Origin of the sequence: Leptospira andrefontaineae, assembly GCF_004770105.1 — a bacterium.
In the GTDB taxonomy this organism is placed as follows: domain Bacteria; phylum Spirochaetota; class Leptospiria; order Leptospirales; family Leptospiraceae; genus Leptospira_B; species Leptospira_B andrefontaineae.
Window position 1 is genome coordinate 332,809 of record NZ_RQEY01000018.1, and the last position, 18,203, is coordinate 351,011.

Consider the following 18,203-nt stretch of genomic DNA (forward strand, 5'->3'; position numbering starts at 1 on the left):
ATCTCACTGAACTGTTCTTTGTAAATTCGATTATTTTTCACATAGATTTCTGTAATGGAGTGGTAAAATCCATATTATAGAGGAGATTGGTCCCGCATTAGGAACCTAGATGAAGATTCTTTATTTTTCGGACACCTTTCTACCCAAAATTGACGGGGTCGCTATTTCCATGAGAAATTTTGCGGAAGCCCTTGCAGAAAGAGGACATGAATTTTTGATTTGTTGTCCACGTTATGGAGAAGGTGATTTTGATAAAATGGGGGATCATATCCGTTTGGAAAGATTCAGAAGTGGATACCTTCCTAGTTACCCTGATATCAAAGTTGTTTTACCTTCTCCTTCTAAGATCAAAAGAGCGATCAAGGAATTCCAACCCGACCTAGTACATATTCACACTCCTGGACTCATGGGGGTCTATGGGATCAATGCTACCGAAAAATATGGGATCCCGAGTATCGGAACTTATCATACTTTGATGTCCGAGCAGGACATGTATCTTTCTTTTTATCGCCTTCTTAAGTTAGATAAACTTTTCATGAGAATTGGAAAGTTAAATAAGAAGATCAAGATCAAAGATTTGGTGAAGTTCGAAAAACTTGATAAGTTTAATATCCGAAAAAAGATCATTCTGAAAATTACGAATAATTTATACGATCGTTGTGATCTGATCATTTCTCCATCTCACCTAATTAAAAAACAGTTAGAAGAGTTCGGATTAAAGAAGCCAGTAGCTGTTATCTCTAACGGCCTGGACCTTTCTCAATTTAAGGGAAGTCCTAAAACTCTTTCTGTAAGTCCGAAATTACTGCATGTTGGTCGTATATCCTACGAGAAAAATTGTGATGTGATCATTAATTCCTTCAAGCTGATCCTTGAAAAGGTTCCATTGGCAACTCTTACAATCATAGGAGATGGACCTGCGTTGGCTTCTCTTAAGGTCCAGGCCCAAAAGCTTGGGATAGACCAAGCAATTACCTTTACAGGTTTTATAGATAGAGCTGAACTTCCAAATCATTATCCGAATTACGATCTATTCTTGACTGCTTCTACTATGGAAACCCAAGGGCTTGTGATCCTGGAATCAGTGGCCTGTGGTCTTCCTGCAGTAGGCGTGGATTCATTTGCGATCCCTGAACTAATTCATGATGGAGTGAACGGATTTATAGCAAAACCGTTCGATGTAAGAGATATTGCAGAGAAGACGGTTCGAATTTTAGAAGATCCTGCAATGTATGCTGCCTTCTCCAAGGAATCTCTGAAAATTTCACAAAGCCATGAAATGAAGGCATGTGTGGACAGAATGGAAGAAGTATATAAATCAGTCGCTGATCAAAAAAATAAGAAGAAAAAAAGATCTATACTAAATACGATCTTCTCTTTGGACCCTTTCGGGATCTTGGGCTGATCAGAAAAGTGTATTAATATTCTTGATAACGTTGATACGTTTGATCACGTCTTCCGGAGTAATTCTTTCCATGCAGGCAAAGTCTTTTCGGTAACAGGTGGTATTTCCGTAAATACTACAAGGCCTGCAAGACAGGTCTTCTATCTGTAAAACTCCAGTGTCTTCCTGACCGAAAGGTGCAAATCCGGAAAGTGGGTGAGTAGTCCCGAATAACGCAATTACGGGGCGTTTCAGAAGTGCAGCTATGTGAATGTTCGAAGAATCCATTCCGATGATCACATCCATTCTTTCCATGATCCCTAATTCACCTCGTATTCCTAGTTTACCACCGGAAACGATTGTCATGGACTGGTCCCCATTTCTCCATTCTTCCATTTGAACGGCTTCTTGTGAGGAACCGAATAAGAAAATTCTAATATTCGGGAATTCTTCCTTTAATAGTTTAAGTAGTTCGAGGCTTTTTTCCAAAGGCCATTCTTTCAGTTTATGACCTGCGAAAGGTGCATAACCCACCCATAGTCCTTCTTTTTTATCTATCTTTCTTGCGAGAAGAAAGTCTTTGGCATAAATTTTGGATTCAGGATCCACGTTGATCCAAGGTCCTTTACGAACTGCAGCAGGAAATCCTGCTTTTTCAAAAACCTTAAGATATCTGTCCACAGTGTGGGGAAGTTTGCGCAAAACTTTTCTGGTCCTGCGTATCTGGCGCATCTTCTCCCTTCTTCCTTTGATGATCCTGAAAACGGAAACACCTCTGATCCAAAAGAAAAAACTGATAAAGCGAGATCTAACGCTGGAGTGAAGGTCTACGATCTTTTCATAAGGACCTAGTTTATTCAATTCTTTGAATAAACGATACAGACCGGAGAGACCTTTATATTTTTTAAGATTAATCCCTATTACATGAACATTCGGGATATTATAAAAGAAGGGAGCATAGTTCCCTCGAGTAACAACTGTGAGTTGTATATTCGTATACTTGGCGGCAACGGCAATCAATGCCGGAGCCATCAAGGCAACATCTCCCATCGCTGAGAATCTTAGCACCAAAAGATTCATGCTTGTTTTGTATATAAGGATGGGTTCAGGTTTTTGTCGTTATACATTTTCATCTGCCTATACACCTTATAAAATTTATCTCCTTTAGATAAATCGTCCAGAAGTTCATCCAGACATTTGGAAAGATCAGTCCTTTGTTCCAGCAAAACATTCAACTTGTTTTGGCAGGTTTGGATATGTTCAGGACTCACGTCCTTTCTTTCCGTTTGTTCTTTCATATGATAAATTTTGAGTTCCAGGATGCTCATTCTGTCTATTAGCCAAGCGGGGGTTTCAGAATTCATTCTGGCGTTTGGCTTTCTTTCCACAGACTTGTACATTGCAGAGATCTGGTCATCTATCTGCTCAACAAGGTCTGTCCTTTCCTGGTTCAAGGCATCTATTTTTCTTTTGAACTGGACAAGTTCCTTATCCGGGAGGTCCGGCCTTCTTATCTCGTCTTCCACATGCCATTGGATAGTATCTATCTGGTTTTTTTGGTAAAATAGGAATTCAAGGGAGGACTGAGGGAATGGATTTGGAGAAAGTGTTTCCTCTTTATGCCAGTCCGTGACGGAATTTTTGAATATCTCAACCACTTTGGCCGATTCTAACTTCATCGGAGCTAGAATTTACGCGATAGACCAAAAATCAAGAGGATTTCCTATTGTCGTTCCGTCGGCTAATACCAGAGTTACGATCTAGTTCCGCTTTACAAAATAAATTTCCCAGGTTAGGATTTTGCCCGCATGAAAAAAATAGTACCTCCGGAAGCGTTGCAATTTTTGGCGTCTATCCCATTGTTCAAGGGTCTCCCGAGAAAATTACTAGTCTTACTTTATGGCCATATAGAAGAGCGAAACGTTCATAATCACACTGTCATTTATTATAAGGGAGAGATCTCCAAGGAACTTTATATAATCCGACACGGAGAGGTAATGATGACCTTGGGCGAAGCAGGCAAAACTGTTCGTTACTTGGGAGAAGGTGACGTATTCGCTGAAAATAGCGTTCTGACAAGAACTGCTCATACAGGTTCTGCAACCGCAATTCTGGATACATTATTATATGTTTTAGATGGAGAATATTTTCTTAAACTTGCCGCAAAAGAAAGAGTACTTTCCCAGAATTTGATGAGGCTCATGGGAATGAGAATGAGAGAAGTTATGGAAGATTCTTCCAGCCAAATGCATTCTCCAAGAAGGCTTGTATGTCATATTCCAATAGAGGAAGTAGAAGATTTCAAGGTACATCTAGAGTCCATTGTAGACAACGGTAGGAAGTCCCACGAAGGACATGTTTCACTTTTGAGAATGGATACATTCAAAGGAAAATCCGTTTCTGAGATGATCCGAACAATCGCCGGGCTTAGAAAGAAGTCTTCCATACTACATCTCTATTTTAAGAATCCGGTGATCCAACCCGAGTTGGATAAGCTTGTTCAACAATGTGATCAGATCGTTTTTTGGGAGGAAAAACCGGAAAGAAATCTGAAACAGAAAAATGAGATACTTGGCTATTGGGAACCACGGATACGGAATTTTTCCGGAAGGACTTCTCGCATTATTGTTTCCGAAAACGGATTAAGCAAACACGAAGAGTCGGCAAACCAAAAGATATTTTATAAGGGAGAAACTTTCGCAAGGTATTTGGTATCTAGGACCAGAGGACTTGCACTGGGTGGAGGAGGAGCAAGAGCGCTCGCCCACGTAGGTTTATTGAAAGTTTTAGAAAGAGAAGGGATCCGTTTTGATTTTGTTAGCGGTTCCTCTTTTGGAGCTGTGATCGGAGCGTTATACGCAAGAGGAGAAAGTACTGATTCCATTTTTAAAATGATCGGTAAGTTCTTCGGCGGAATAGAAAAGCCGTTTGATCCTACCATCCCGCTTATCTCCTTCTTCAAAGGAAAACGAATGCTCAGAATGTTAAAGGATGCATTCGGTACACAATTAATAGAAGATCTAAAGATCCCATTTGCAACTTCAGCAGTAGATCTTCATAGCGGGCAAGAATATGTAATGGACCAGGGCCCCGTTTGGGAAGCGCTCGCTGCAGCAATGAGTTTGCCTGGTATGTTTCCTCCCGTATTCAAAGGAGATCATCTTTTGATTGATGGGGGAGTAATCAATAATGTTCCGGAGAACTTGATCCGGAGAAAAGGTGCAGATGTGATCTTATCCGTGAACGTTTCCCCTCTGAGAGATGAAGGGATCGTTAGACTTTTGGAAGATAGAAAGGTAACCGGAAAATCATTTTTCAAAAATCTCTGGGAAGATATTACTTATCCTCCAATTCTTAAGATCATGGCAAGAGCGATCACATTAGAGGGAAGAGAAATCACAAAATTGAGAAAAGAAAAAATGGATCTTTTTATCAATTTACATATTGAAGAATTTGCATTTACAGACTTTGGAAAATATAAGGAAATCATTAAGAAAGGAGAATTAGAAACGGAAGCCGCGATCGGTGATATCCGTAAATTATTCTTCCCGTCTGAAAAATAATCAGAGATAACTTAGGATCTTTTCCTGGAGCCTATCCGAATGTTTTCTCCAGGAAAGTTTCCATTCTTCACTTCCTTTTGGACCTACCTTGTTTGTAAGCGCGAATATGGTTCCGAAAGGAATATTAAATAGATTGCATACTTTTGCAAGACCGAATGCTTCCATATTCTCGAAACCTAAACTTTCTCCTTTAATTCTCTCCAAAGCTCTTGGACTCAAATCTTCTAATGTGACCGAACCAGTTCCATTGGTTGCAGATTCCACAAAATCGTTTCCATCGAAGGGAAATTGTAAGTCAGGAAATTCGTATTTAAAAGTTATACTTTCTGGAAGTCTGATCTTTTTGTCCAAGAAGGCGATCTGGTAGTTTGCGAATACTTTTGAAATTCCGAATTTGCCTTCCCAATCTTTTCTAGGGATCCAGTTATAAACTCCTGCGGAGCCTATCCCCAAAATCGCCTTAGGTTTCCAAGTGGAAGGATCTGAGAGATATTTCTGGAGATTGATTGCGGCTTCTAATTCGCCGATGCCTGCTTCGAAGGTATGGATCCTTGGATCCGATTTTAATTTGTCTATTTCTCCCGCAAAAGCTGCGCAGAAAAGAATGTCCTGGATTTTAAGATCGCTCATCTGATTAAAGAAAGATCGTTTTTATCAGATCAGCATAGAGTTCTGCAACCTTATTTCTTTTCACTTTCATGGTTTCGGTGAGTTCTTTTCCTTTTTCGAACTCCTTGTCTAACAGGCGAATCTCACCTATTTTTTCGAAATTTTTAAATCCGTTCTTTTCGGAGATCGTGTTCTTGATCAGATCCTTGTAAAACTTCAGGACTTTTGTATCTTGGACCAGGTCTGAATTATCGTTAGGTAGACGAATTCCTTGGGAGGAAAAATGATCCCTAAGTTTGGCAAAGTCAGGCACAAGTAAAATCGCCAAAAACTTTTGGTCTTGGCCTACAACTACGGCATTTAACGCCCAACCGGTCTCTAATATTTTTCCCTCGATTGGTTCGGGCTCTACATTCTCTCCTGAAGAAAGAACGATTGTATCCTTTGCTCTACCTGCAAATTTTAACTCACCTGTTTTGGTCCAGACGAATAAGTCACCTGAGTTAAACCATCCATCTGAAAAATTGGACTGAGTTAGCTCTGCATTTTTATAATACCCCGCTGTTACATGCGGACCCTTATGCCAAGCAATACCTTTATCTCCTGGTTTGGAAACTACAACATTCTGCTCATTGACTAACTTGATATGTGCTCCAGGAAACACAGGTCCTATAGACCCGGTTTTCGGAATAGGAAAACTTCCTAATGCTCCCATTCCTGTTGTCTCAGTCATTCCGTATGTTTCTATTATAGGAACTCCCATAGAACGAAAGAAAAATTGGATCTTAGGAGGCATCGCTCCTGCACCACAAAATGCAAATTTAAGTTGTCCGCCGAATAGAGCTCTCACGGGTGCGAGCACTTTCTGAGCTAGAATATTCAAAGAATAGAATATAGGTAGAAGTAGGGTAGAAACGACTGTATCAGTTAATTTATCTTCTTTATTTGATTCTTCTGTTTCCGAATAATTTCCAGTCACAGTATCCAAAAGAGAATTATACGTCTCTGCGATTCGGACTGCCATTTTAAAAACAGTAAGTTTTGCAGGAGAAGATTTTGAAACCTTATCCCAAATCCTACGATACAATGCTTCCCAAACTCTAGGCACGGAAACAAGAACTGTAGGTTTGATGATCTCGAAGTCACGAGTCAGCTGAGCAACATTAGAGCAGGCGAGTGAGGCTCCCCAGGATAGAAGTGCTGTTTCTAAAATCCTTTCTGCGATATGCCAAGGTGGAAGAAAGACCACAACTCTATCCGAATAATTTGCAGGCACAAATTGTTGCAACTGATCAATCGTCCATGTGAAGGACCTATGTTTTAATACAACACCTTTGGGTACTCCAGTGGTTCCTGAAGTATAGATGATCGTTGCAATATCGTTCTCGGTCAAAGATTCTCCAATTGAATGAAGAAGTGATTTTCCCTTCTTTTCAACCCAGGCTCTTCCATGAGCGATCGCAGTTTCCAGATCTATAAATTCGATTTTAGGGTAAGCAGCTTTTAATTTTGCCAGAGAGGCAAAGTTCTCTTCGGATTCTATGAGTATTACAGTTTCCAGATGTTTTAATCTGGTTAGAATATTTCCTAATTTGCTCAGGACCTGTTCTTTTTCTATAAATGTGATCTTGGATTCCGTATGGTCTAGGATATAGAATATCTCTTCTTCGCTTGCATCACATCCTCTTGGAACATCCGCACCACCGGAGCACATTACGGAGAAGGAGCATAATGCCCATTCTGTCCTATTATCACAGAATAAGCCTACCTTATCACCTTTGTTTAGATTTTTCTGTCTGAAAAACCCGGAAAGATTTTCCAAATTTAAAAACCATTCGGAATAGGAGATCCCGGAGAATGATTTCAACTTTTCATCCCAGATCCATTGGAAGGGTCTGTCTTTGTAATGGATACAGGAGTCCCTGACAAGATGATAGATACTTCTTTTTTCCATAGGGATTAGGAAAGTAGGCCCAGAGTTTCCGGCTCGTCCAACATTAAATTTATATTTTGTAAAGCCTGGCTAGCAGCTCCTTTCATTAGGTTGTCCAGAGCGGAAACAATTGTGATATTCTTTCCTCTTTGCCTTAGGCTTATATCTAAGAAGTTAGTATGTTGCACTTTGGCTAGATCAATCTCTTCCGGAGTTTTTCTGATCCGGATAAATGGTTCTGATTTAGAATTTGCAGTCAGAGTCTCTAAGAAAGGTAGATTTTCGGAATTCGCTTCCAAATAGATCGTGGATAAGATCCCTCTATACACAGGAAGTAAATGAGGCACAAATAAAATTTCAGGCTCAGAAAGTCCCGATCCGACAAAACAATATTCTTGGATCTCAGGTTCATGTTGGTGGCTTAAAATTTTATATGCTCTAAAGTTTTCATGTACACCATTGAAGGAAAATCCTCCGTCTTCTACTCTTCCCCCAGCTCCACTAATCCCTGATTTACAATCTGCTACGATCCTTGGTTTGATCTCTTTTCTGAGATTTCCTAAAAGATACAAAGCTAGGATCACTGAAGTGGAGAAACAACCTGGATTCGAAACAAAGTCGGCACCTTTCAATTGGTCTCTGAAAATTTCCGGAATACCGAATACCGCTTTTGCAGTTAAATGGAAGCTAGTATGCTTTAATTTATAATTTGTTTCGAATTTTTCTTGGTTATGAAGACGATATACGCCGGAAAGATCTATTACCTTATGACCTTTCTCCAAGAACTTAGGAGCTAATTCCAAAGAAGCATCATTCGGAACTGCAAGAACTACGAGTGAACCTTTCGGGACCTCGTCTTCATGTTTTTTAAAAACAAGATCCTTAGGTGAGATAAGATCAGGAAAAACTTCTGAAAGAGATTTGCCTGCAAGTTTATCGCTAGTAACATGCACAGCTTTGTATTTTGGATGGCGAGCGAGTAATCCTAATAACTCTTTTCCTGTGAATCCGCCTGCTCCGATGATGCTGATCTCTGACATGTATCTTCCTTTTGACTAGCGTTTGAAACAATCCTAAAAATCGGGATTAGGCTTGGAATAAAAAAACGCCGGATGAGTTTTCATCCGGCGGTCAATGGTTTCTAAAAAGAAAGCCAGTAGTAATTAGCCTGCTGCTTTTTGGGCTTCTTCTGACGGCGGAGCAGGTGGTAGTTTGCCGTCAGGTGCTAAAGGGGGTAATCCATTCAGATCTCTTACCATATTTTCTACTTGGAATGCGATCTCTGGATTTGATTTCAGATATTCTTTAGCTGCTTCTTTTCCTTGGCCTATCTTTTCCGTATTATAGGAATACCAGGCCCCGGATTTGCTAATAATGTCGTGTTTTACCCCTAAGTCAACGAGAGAACTTTCTCGGCTGATTCCGGTGTTAAAGATTATGTCGAATTCCGCCTGGCGGAAAGGTGGTGCCATTTTGTTTTTTACAACTTTTACACGCACTCTATTCCCTGTGGCTTCTTCCTTCTCTTTAAGAGTTTCTATCTTACGAATATCTAAACGGATCGTACTATAAAACTTTAATGCATTTCCACCAGTAGTAGTTTCTGGAGAACCGAACATAACTCCGATCTTCATACGGATCTGGTTAATGAACACTACAACAGTTTTTGACTTAGATATAGTTCCAGTTAGTTTACGAAGTGCTTGGGACATAAGTCTTGCTTGCAGACCCATATGAGAATCTCCCATATCGCCTTCGATCTCTGCCTTAGGAACTAATGCAGCAACCGAGTCTAAGACCACGATATCAATTGCATTACTTCGAACTAGAGATTCACAAATTTCTAATGCTTCTTCCCCGTTGTCAGGTTGAGAAACTAATAATTCCTCTAAGTTGACTCCCAACTTTTTAGCATAGGCAGGATCCAAGGCATGTTCCGCATCGATAAACGCTGCAACTCCGCCTCTCTTTTGGCATTCTGCAATTGCCGAAAGTGTAAGAGTGGTTTTACCGGAAGATTCCGGACCATAGATCTCAACGATCCTTCCTAATGGATAACCGCCAATTCCTAATGCGATATCCAGATCCAAGGATCCAGTAGGAATAACAGGGGCAACTACGCTTGCAGATGCAGATCCCAAACGCATAATAGAACCCTTACCGAATTGTTTTTCGATCTGGGTCATTGCCTGATCAATTGCCTGACGTTTGGAATCGTCCAACGCTTCTTCTTTTTGCTTCTTCATGGACTCTTTAGCTCCTTCTCTTGCCAAGACCCGGTTCCCCCTCAGATAAAACTGCGTGTACTTTTTTAAAGGGAATCAATCTTTTCTAATAGGAAGGATACTCTTAGTCCCGGACAAATTCCAGGTCGGATCTAAAAAACCTTCGGATTCCCTGGGAAAAGTTTCTCGCGAAATCACTCTTATGTCACCCAAAAAATTAGAAGAGGGTTGAAAAAAGTGCAAATATTTGTATAGTAAATATGATTGTAGTAAATTGGGCCTCTAAAAATAAGGCCTAATCGGATAAAAATCCATTCTCAGCCTTCTCCTTATCCGCTAAAAACGAGACTTCTGCCTTATGACTTCTACGAGTTTGTTCTAAAAGGAATCTCCAGAACTTTCCAGCATATAATATAAATATAATGAAAGAGGAGAATACCAATAGTATTTTAGAGAGAAGTAATATATAGAACGGAACCAGGTTATGATTTGGGAAATAGAATAGTTCCGTTTTGTTTTCGGAGAAGTTTTTCACATTTCCACCGTGCTTTTTATCTTCTTCGAAGAATGTGCGGACTTCTCGGATGTCCAGATCCTTTATAGGAAACTCTGGAGTTGTTTTATATAATAGAAGTGCTCCTGACTCTGAGAAGAGTAGAAAACTTCCTTGTAGTTTTAATTCTCCCCATTTAGGCAAAGGGCGGTATATTAGATTACGAAATATATATCTGAAGGAAACAGGACCGGTCTCGAATTCGTAATAAGAATCCGGGAAATTTCCCTTATTGTAAAATAGGGTCTCCCATTCTTTTCCTGCGAATTTGATCTGAACCCCTTCGAACCTTTCCAGGCTTTCTAGATCTTTTCTTAGTTTCTCTAAACCGGGCTTTTGGTTTTGTCTTTTGTCAGGTTTTAGATCATTTTTTAGAAACAATTCCAAACTTTGTTCGGAGTCTTTTTTTAACTCTATAATATATTCGGCAGTTATATTACGAACTATCCTTTCTTCCGTTAAAATTGGATGTCCGGACCATTCTAAAAACGAGTTTAATAACTCTTCCGAGGATTTTTCGGAAGCAGTAAGGCTTAAGGGATAGGAGAGAAAGAAAAGCAAAAAGAAGAATCGGAAAACCTTTGACATAGGCGGCTTTTATCCTGTAATACTCAAACCATAATCGAAAACCCCAAACTGAAAAGCTTTAAAAAATATATGAGCCTGTTAGAACTACATAAAATACAAACCACAAAATCTTCCTGGCAAGACTTTGTGGAATATAGCATCCAAACTCCTTTTTATACCGAAACAAAGGCCAAAACCCAGTCCTTGGTAGAGGCGATACAACTCACATTATTCCACGATTATCTCTCCACATTTTCAGCTGAAGAGAAGTCAGAATTTCTTGCTTCTCCGAATGCTTTCCAAGCATCAGCGGAAAAGTTCGTGAATATTCTAGAGGGTGTGCGTTATTCCCAAGACGGATATAATCAAAAGGAAAGATCCCTATTTTTAGGAATGTTAAAGTCCTTATTAAAAGAATATAAGGTGGATGAGAACGGAGAAAGAAAGGATCTGGAAAGATACCATTTCTATAGATGTATTATTCGTTTTTGCTCGGATAAGGATTATATCTTTAGAGTGTACGAAAAGTATAAATCTTATCTTTCTCAGGGCAGCGGGGTGTAATGGCCCAAAAGACATTAGTCGTTTCTCCAGATTGCCCCATTTGCGCAGTGTTGCGTGGGGCAAAGATCCCAGGTTTAATCCACCAAAATTCTTCTTTTATCATTCGTCATGCACCTGAGGATAAAAAAATCCCAGGTTATCTGTACATTGAACCAATTTCTCACAGAGAAAAATACTCAGACTGGGACCCTAAAGAATTCAAGGACTTAGGAGAGACACTCCAATTTGCAACTGATTGGATACAGAAGAAGTATTCTCCTCCTAAAATTTATACAGTCTTGGTCGCAGAAAAAGTAGCTCATATGCATTTTCACTTAATCCCTAGATACGAAGATATCAAGGGACCTGAATACATTCGATTAGCATTAGAAGGTCTTGCCTCGGCTCCGGTCGGTATACCATTCCCTAAATTCGAATGATCTGTTTTCCTGTCCGTTATTATCAAAAAATTTCTGTCTAAAGTAAAAGGTTATGAATCAATCCAATATAGAAACCCTGATTGACGCGGGTAAAAAAAGAAAAGCAGACTTTGTAGAAATTTACGAAGAAGAATCCAGGAATTCTTCTATCTCGCTGAGAGACCAGAAGATAGAACAATCACTTGCGGCAACTGATTACGGGATCGGGATCCGATTGGTATATGGGACTGATGTTTTGTATGCATATACGAGTAATGACGACCAACAACATTTACTTTCTTTAATTCACTTGCTCGCTGACTCAAGGGGAGAAGTTGGAAATGGCTCGAGCACATTTACACTTCCCGGCGATGTTTCTAAATATTCTTTTTCTAAAAATATCCATGATCCTAGAAAAGTTCCTCCATTTAGAAGGTTGGAGCTCCTACAAACTGCGGACACGGTCGCTAGAAAAGTTTCCTCCAAGATCATACAAGTAGGAGTAAGCGCTTCCGATATAGTTACGAATGTTCTGATCGCAAACTCGGAAGGACTTTGGGTAGAAGATCTTAGGGTCAGAAGTAGATTTTTCCTTTCTGTGACTGCGGAAAATAAGGGAGAAAGATTCGTAGCGAGTGAATCACCAGGTGCTTTAAAAGGATTCGAATTTTTTGAAGGTTTAGCCGTAGAAGATATAGCGCAAAAGGCTGGAGAGAGAGCTCTTTTCATGTTGGATGCTGGTTATATAGAAGGTAAAAAAATGCCTGTGGTCATGGGTAATGGTTTTGGTGGAGTAATTTTCCACGAAGCATGTGGCCATCCTTTGGAAACTGAGGCAATCCGCAAAAAATCTTCTCCTTTTGTAGGAAAACTGGGAGAGTCAATCGCTCAGTCCTGTCTTACCGCTTACGACGACGGGACGATCGAAGAACAATACGGTTCCTTGAAAGTGGATGATGAGGGTATGCCTACACAAAAAACACTTCTGATAGAAAACGGAATTTTAAAAGCATATCTTGCTGATAGGATCGGATCTATGGAAACAGGATCCGCTAGAACTGGAAGTGGAAGAAGAGAATCTTACCAATACGCGCCGGTTTCCAGAATGAGGAACACATATATAGAAGCTGGGAAAGATTCTTTGGATGAGATGTTTGCTTCCGTAGATTTTGGACTGTATGCAAAAAGAATGGGTGGTGGTTCAGTAAATCCAGCTACTGGAGAATTCAATTTTGCGGTAGAAGAAGGTTACGTGATCCGAAATGGAAAAATTTCCGAGCCGGTGAGGGGAGCTACTCTGATCGGCAAAGGTCATGAAATTCTCCCTAAAATTTCCATGGTTGGAAAAGACTTGGAACTGGCTGCTGGAACCTGCGGGGCTTCTTCCGGTTCTATCCCTGTAACTGTAGGACAACCTTCACTTAAAGTGGATGAGATCCTAGTAGGGGGAAGATAATGGATTTGGAACAAGCCGCCGGATTCGTATTAGAAGAAGGAAAACGATATGGGATCGATTCTTTCGATCTGATCGCTACTGACTCAGAAGATATTGGAATAGAAGTATTTAAAGGCAGGATTGTTTCTACGGAAACGTCTCGCTCCAGAGGAGTTGGTATCCGCGTTCTGAATAATTCTCGCCCAGGATATTCTTATAGCGAACGTTTTAGTAAAGAAGCTCTTTCCCAAATGGTTAGAGATGCAATGGACCAAACAGAGATCACTGATCCTTTGGACATGGAACTTCCCGGACCAAAACCTTTGGCAGAAGTGGATCTAAAACATTATAACCCTGCATTAGAAAAATTGGATTTTGCATGGATGAGAGAGCAGGGATTAGCATTAGACCATGCCTCTTGGGAATCGGATAAAAGAGTAGAGAATGTTCCCCATGTAGGCGTAGGAAAAAGTTCCACCCAAAGTTTGGTCGCAAACTCAAAAGGTGTATTTGTTAAAAAAGAATCCAATGTTGCTTATCTTGGAACAGGACTTGTGGTCGCCGAAGGTGATATCAAGAAGATGGGAAGTTATTACCGCTCAGGGAGAGATATTTCCCAATTCGATCCATCTTATATAGCAAAAGAAGCAGCTTATAGAGGAACAGAACTTTTAGGAGCAAAACCTCTTCCAAGCGGTGTGTATACAATCGTTTTAGGAAATCGTATTAGCCCTCAGATTTTCGGAATGTTCTCTTCTCCTTATTTCGCCGATGCTGTCCAAAAAGGATCTTCTCGTTTAGTTGGAAAATTAGGGAACGAGGTCGCATCTCCTATATTAAGTATTTATTGTGAAGCTCATACTCCGGATTATCCAGGTTCACGACTAGTGGATGCGGAAGGAATTCCTACATCTGCACGCACCAAAGTTTTGGAGAATGGGATCCTTAAATCATATCTGTATAATTTAGAATCCGCCAAAAAGGATAATGTATTGCCGACCGGTCATGGAGTTCGTTCTTATTCAGGAAGAGCAGGTACTTCTTTTGCCAATATGATCGTTCCTTTGGGTGATAAGACCAGAGATGAACTATTGGCAACGGATTCTCATTGTATTCTCGTGACTAAGCTTGAAGGTGGGGCAGGTTGTAGCGCGGTTTCCGGAGAAATTTCAATAGGTATCCAAGGGATCTATTATAAAAACGGAAAACCGGAACATGCAGTGGATCGTATTACAATGAACACGAATTATTTCGACCTACTTCATAAGATAAAAGGGATCTCCAACGAATATTCAGACAGTTATTCTTCCATCAAGGTCCCCGATATTTTGATCTCAGAAATTCACGTAGCAGGTTGATAATGTCGGAAGAAAGAAACAAGCCCGAAACATACTTACTTTCCAAAGAACTAGAAGAAGCAGTGCAAGTTGCAGAGATTACCGCAAGACCTTTACTTCTAAAGGGAGAACCTGGAACCGGAAAATCACTTTTAGCGGATTATCTTTCCTTCAAGACAAAGAAAACACTTTATTCATGGCATGTTAAATCCACCTCTCTTGCAAAAGAAGGTTTATACTTTTATGATGCGGTTTCCAGACTAAACGATTCTAGATTTACTGAAGATAAGGAGAAGGTCCGCAATATCGAGAATTATATCCGCCTGGGTGCTCTTGGGGAAGCGTTCTCTGCGACTGAACCTTCCGTAGTATTAATAGATGAGATAGATAAAGCGGATATAGAATTTCCTAACGATCTACTTTTAGAATTGGATAGAATGGAATTTGTGATCCAGGAAACCGGGCGCAAGATCAAGGCTATTAATAGGCCATTAACTTTAATCACTTCTAATAATGAAAAAGAACTTCCGGCTGCATTTTTAAGAAGATGTATCTTTCATTACATAGATTTTCCGGAACCAGCGTTTATGGCGGATATAGTATCTTCTCATTTTCCAAAAATTGAATCTTCACTTTTGAAAAGAGCACTCGAGTCCTTCTACGTGATCCGAACCATGGATGATATGAAAAAAAAGCCGGGCACTAGTGAACTATTAGATTGGATCCAAATTCTAATCCATATGGGTGCAAAACTTCCGGAAGACGGAAGGACTCCGTATATAGGCGCTCTTGTTAAGAATGAAGAGGATCTGAAATTGTTCAGATAAAGAACTTGTTTTTCCCTTTTTTCTACAGGCTAAAATCATCAGGAGTTCCAATCTCCACTGTGGAACTCTTGGATTTCCTAAAAGCAACGGATGCTCTTACCAGGGATAAAACGTTTCTTTCTATAAATGAATTCTACAGAGTTTCCAGGCTTTGTCTCGTAAAAGATGTAAAATATTACGATGCATTCGATCTTGTATTCACTGAACTATTCGGAGAAAGAGGAGTGCTGAAAGAATCTTTCCGTAAGGAAATGATGGATTGGCTTTCTAATATATTCGAAAATCCGAATAAACTACCACCTAGTATGATCCCTCCTGAAGAACTTTGGAAAGAGTTTCTGGATAGGCTCCAAAATCAAAAAGGGGAACATCATGGTGGGAACAAATGGATCGGCACTGGAGGTAGCTCTCCTTTCGGACATTCCGGAGTAAATCCTGGAGGAGTCCGCATCGGCGGAGAAGGTGGTGGAAAGTCCGCTATTTTCCAAGCCATGGAAAGAAAGTATAAGGACTACAGAACGGATGAGCAGTTGGATGTTCGGCAGATCAAGATTGCGCTTAAAAAACTCAGGAATTTAAGAAAGGAAGGGATCCCTGAATTCCATCTTCCTAAAACTGTGGATGCCACCTGTAGAAATGCAGGAGATCCCGAACTTATATTTGATCGAACTAGAAAAAACGGGATCAAAGTATTACTTTTAATGGATACCGGCGGGAGTATGACTCCCTATGCAGAAAGGGTAAGTAAACTTTTTTCGGCTGCCCACCAGATGAACCATTTTAAGGAATTCGGGCATTATTATTTTCATAACTCTGTTTATGATTCTGTATATCCTAAGGGAGATTTGAGATACCCGATTCCTTTAAAGAATCTTTTTCGAAAGCATAAGGACGATACAAAGTTGATCATAGTAGGAGACGCATATATGGCTCCTTATGAACTTTTAGATCCTGCTTATGGATTCTATCATTCCAGGTTTAGACAGGAATCTAAACTCCCGGAACATCCTGAATCAGGACTAGACAGTTTTAAAAGGATCAAGTCCCATTTTGGGGACACGATCTGGATGAATCCGGAACCAAAAAGATATTGGGATGCTCCCACCATCTACGAACTTAAAAAAGTATTTCCGATGTTTTTTTTAAGTGTAGATGGATTAGAAGACGGGATACGAGAGCTTTTAGGAAAAAGATAATTAAGGTTTTAGAAGAAATTTATATTCTATACTAACTTCGTCTTTTGCAGTCGCAAATAACAGACTCGGTCTTTCCACATCAAAATCACTCATTAGAACCTGGAATTTTCCGGAAAGAATTGTTTCTTGTCCTTCTTTCTGAATAGTAGCAACCGATTTAACTAATTTAGTTTTGCCCTTAATCGTTAAGTTTCCGGTGATTGTCCATTCATTATCTTTTGCGATAATGGATATGCTAGAAAAGCTGATATTGGTTATTGTAGGATATCCTAAAGATTCTATAATATGTTCGTCCCTATTCTCATCCCCGGATTTGATCTCCGAAATCGGGATCTCAATTTTTACGAGTTTAGGGATTTGTAAACCACTCGCAGCTTGGCTTAATACTGTAGGGGTCACAGTAACTACGGAACATTTTCCATAGACCGTTTTGAAAGGATGGGTGGCTATAAAATTGACCTGGGCTTCCTGTAATTTTAATTCTTCCGAAAAAGCCGAAGAAACACTTAATAAAAACAAGATCAAAAAACGTAAAAGATAAGACACGTTACATACTCCTTAAAAATAAAAAACTGCTATTGAAACGCTAAATGCTCCGAAACCTGCCCAGCCGACTGCTCTCATTTCATTTGCCGCACTTGGACCTTCTTTAGAGATCCTTTCTCCTATAAATGGAAGTGCTAGCATCGCAGGTAGATGAATCCAGATCATTGCCTTATGAGTGAATATTGTGTTAAGTCCAGGTTCTCTTTCTAAACTTTTAGAAGGAGAGAAGAAGGCTAGGCCTGCAGTTACCGCATATAAAGTAAAAGTAGTTCCTGCTAATGCAGAATGTATACTCCCGGAAGATTCCGAATCCCATGGAGAAGATCCTATGAGTGCAGTATATAGAAATAGATTTTTTTGAGGATCAGAGATGAGTAAATAATTTGCGTACGGTTCATATTCTCTTTTAAGACTGGAGAGTGCTTGTTCCCCTACCAAATTAGTAGCAAGCCAGAATCCCCAGGTCAAAAGACCGAGACCCTGGTGCCAATCTAACATAGAACGACGTAATTCCACACGTTCCTTTTCTTTTTGCAAATCCTTTGGCTCAAGTGTATTTAAAGTAGAATTTTCCTGGTTATAAAATCTGGGAGAATACCTGGAATAATCTGGAGTTAAAGGATGAACCTCCGTCCATCCTGAAAAATCGTTATAAACGTATGGAGAAGAATACAAAATCGTATTTGAGCAAAAAAGAAAAATAGAAATTAGAAGTACTTTCTTTGCGAAAGACATATCCGATCTATAAAACAAATTTCAAAAAAGAAAATCATTATTTGGACAAAATGACAAAAAGCAATGAGCAGCAGAAAATTCGGAATAAACGAAAGACTGGAAACTGAAGCGAGTTGATCCAGGATTTTGAGACTGCGGATCTGTATTATCTTTTGTTTTGTATTTTTCTTAATACTTCTGTAACAGCCTGTGTATATCCGTCATAGACTCCCTTATCGTAATCGGATAAGTTCTTGTAGTTCAAACCGGAGAATTCTTTTAGAAGTTTGGAAAGTTCTTCTTCTATTATATTTTTGCGAATATATACTGTTTCGAAATGGTTCGGATGCAT

18 protein-coding genes are annotated in these 18,203 nt (G+C 39.8%); 8 read left to right on the top strand and 10 right to left on the bottom strand.

The features are described from left to right. Positions 1 to 109: 109 nt before the first annotated feature. Positions 110 to 1,405 carry a glycosyltransferase gene (locus EHO65_RS13235; protein ID WP_135775024.1) on the top strand — a complete coding sequence of 432 codons (1,296 nt, stop codon included), beginning with the start codon at positions 110 to 112 and terminating at the stop codon, positions 1,403 to 1,405. Here the strand turns inward: EHO65_RS13235 and EHO65_RS13240 are convergent, their stop codons facing one another. Together EHO65_RS13240 and EHO65_RS13245 are read right to left on the bottom strand one after the other, a co-directional pair. Next, positions 1,406 to 2,464 (bottom strand): glycosyltransferase family 9 protein, encoded by a 1,059-nt coding sequence (locus tag EHO65_RS13240; protein WP_135775025.1) that lies wholly within the window; start codon positions 2,462 to 2,464, stop codon positions 1,406 to 1,408. After that, complete coding sequence (locus EHO65_RS13245) at positions 2,461 to 3,063, bottom strand: DUF4254 domain-containing protein (protein ID WP_135775027.1); 603 nt, start codon at positions 3,061 to 3,063, stop codon at positions 2,461 to 2,463. Before EHO65_RS13245 ends, EHO65_RS13240 begins: the two co-directional genes overlap by 4 nt. A 129-nt stretch (positions 3,064 to 3,192) precedes the next feature. Between EHO65_RS13245 and EHO65_RS13250 the strand changes: the two genes are divergently transcribed. Then, entirely contained in the window at positions 3,193 to 4,947 is a 1,755-nt protein-coding gene (locus EHO65_RS13250) for a patatin-like phospholipase family protein (protein WP_135775029.1), read from the top strand. Here EHO65_RS13250 and EHO65_RS13255 read toward each other — a convergent pair whose 3' ends face one another. The 5 genes from EHO65_RS13255 to EHO65_RS13275 all read right to left on the bottom strand — a co-directional run bounded on the left by EHO65_RS13255 (position 4,948) and on the right by EHO65_RS13275 (position 10,855). Further along, positions 4,948 to 5,577, bottom strand: coding sequence for a phosphorylase (locus tag EHO65_RS13255; protein WP_135775032.1), 630 nt, complete (start codon positions 5,575 to 5,577; stop codon positions 4,948 to 4,950). It abuts the gene before it with no gap. A 4-nt stretch (positions 5,578 to 5,581) separates the two neighbouring features. After that, on the bottom strand, positions 5,582 to 7,510 hold the full coding sequence (locus EHO65_RS13260) for an AMP-binding protein (protein WP_135775034.1): 1,929 nt from the start codon (positions 7,508 to 7,510) through the stop codon (positions 5,582 to 5,584). A 5-nt stretch (positions 7,511 to 7,515) separates the two neighbouring features. Further along, entirely contained in the window at positions 7,516 to 8,529 is a 1,014-nt protein-coding gene (gene argC / locus EHO65_RS13265; RefSeq protein ID WP_135775036.1) for an N-acetyl-gamma-glutamyl-phosphate reductase, read from the bottom strand. 123 nt (positions 8,530 to 8,652) lie between these two features. Then, positions 8,653 to 9,735, bottom strand: coding sequence for a recombinase RecA (gene recA / locus EHO65_RS13270; RefSeq protein ID WP_135775038.1), 1,083 nt, complete (start codon positions 9,733 to 9,735; stop codon positions 8,653 to 8,655). Between the two features lie 274 nt (positions 9,736 to 10,009). Further along, positions 10,010 to 10,855 carry a hypothetical protein gene (locus EHO65_RS13275; protein ID WP_135775040.1) on the bottom strand — a complete coding sequence of 282 codons (846 nt, stop codon included), beginning with the start codon at positions 10,853 to 10,855 and terminating at the stop codon, positions 10,010 to 10,012. 69 nt (positions 10,856 to 10,924) lie between these two features. Here EHO65_RS13275 and EHO65_RS13280 point away from each other — a divergent pair, with 69 nt between their 5' ends. Genes EHO65_RS13280 through EHO65_RS13305 form a run of 6 tightly spaced genes read left to right on the top strand, consistent with a single transcriptional unit; the run spans position 10,925 to position 16,591 of the window. Further along, positions 10,925 to 11,398, top strand: a complete 474-nt coding sequence (locus tag EHO65_RS13280) for a hypothetical protein (RefSeq protein WP_135775042.1) — start codon at positions 10,925 to 10,927, stop codon at positions 11,396 to 11,398. Next, complete coding sequence (locus tag EHO65_RS13285; protein WP_135775044.1) at positions 11,398 to 11,817, top strand: HIT family protein; 420 nt, start codon at positions 11,398 to 11,400, stop codon at positions 11,815 to 11,817. The genes EHO65_RS13280 and EHO65_RS13285 overlap by 1 nt, the downstream gene beginning before the upstream one ends. A 52-nt stretch (positions 11,818 to 11,869) precedes the next feature. After that, positions 11,870 to 13,252, top strand: a complete 1,383-nt coding sequence (locus EHO65_RS13290) for a TldD/PmbA family protein (protein WP_135775046.1) — start codon at positions 11,870 to 11,872, stop codon at positions 13,250 to 13,252. After that, complete coding sequence (locus EHO65_RS13295) at positions 13,252 to 14,589, top strand: TldD/PmbA family protein (protein WP_135775048.1); 1,338 nt, start codon at positions 13,252 to 13,254, stop codon at positions 14,587 to 14,589. Before EHO65_RS13290 ends, EHO65_RS13295 begins: the two co-directional genes overlap by 1 nt. A 2-nt stretch (positions 14,590 to 14,591) precedes the next feature. Further along, positions 14,592 to 15,395, top strand: a complete 804-nt coding sequence (locus tag EHO65_RS13300) for an AAA family ATPase (RefSeq protein WP_135775050.1) — start codon at positions 14,592 to 14,594, stop codon at positions 15,393 to 15,395. 5 nt (positions 15,396 to 15,400) lie between these two features. Further along, entirely contained in the window at positions 15,401 to 16,591 is a 1,191-nt protein-coding gene (locus EHO65_RS13305; RefSeq protein WP_135775052.1) for a VWA containing CoxE family protein, read from the top strand. On the opposite strand, the gene EHO65_RS13310 is transcribed toward EHO65_RS13305, so the two are convergent. The 3 genes from EHO65_RS13310 to EHO65_RS13320 form a co-directional block, all read right to left on the bottom strand. After that, positions 16,592 to 17,137, bottom strand: a complete 546-nt coding sequence (locus tag EHO65_RS13310; RefSeq protein ID WP_135775054.1) for a YceI family protein — start codon at positions 17,135 to 17,137, stop codon at positions 16,592 to 16,594. Between the two features lie 12 nt (positions 17,138 to 17,149). Then, the gene (locus tag EHO65_RS13315; RefSeq protein WP_135775066.1) at positions 17,150 to 17,872 is read right to left on the bottom strand and encodes a hypothetical protein; all 723 of its coding nucleotides are present in this window, start codon (positions 17,870 to 17,872) and stop codon (positions 17,150 to 17,152) included. 145 nt (positions 17,873 to 18,017) lie between these two features. Then, the gene (locus tag EHO65_RS13320; protein WP_135775068.1) at positions 18,018 to 18,203 is read right to left on the bottom strand and encodes a hypothetical protein; all 186 of its coding nucleotides are present in this window, start codon (positions 18,201 to 18,203) and stop codon (positions 18,018 to 18,020) included.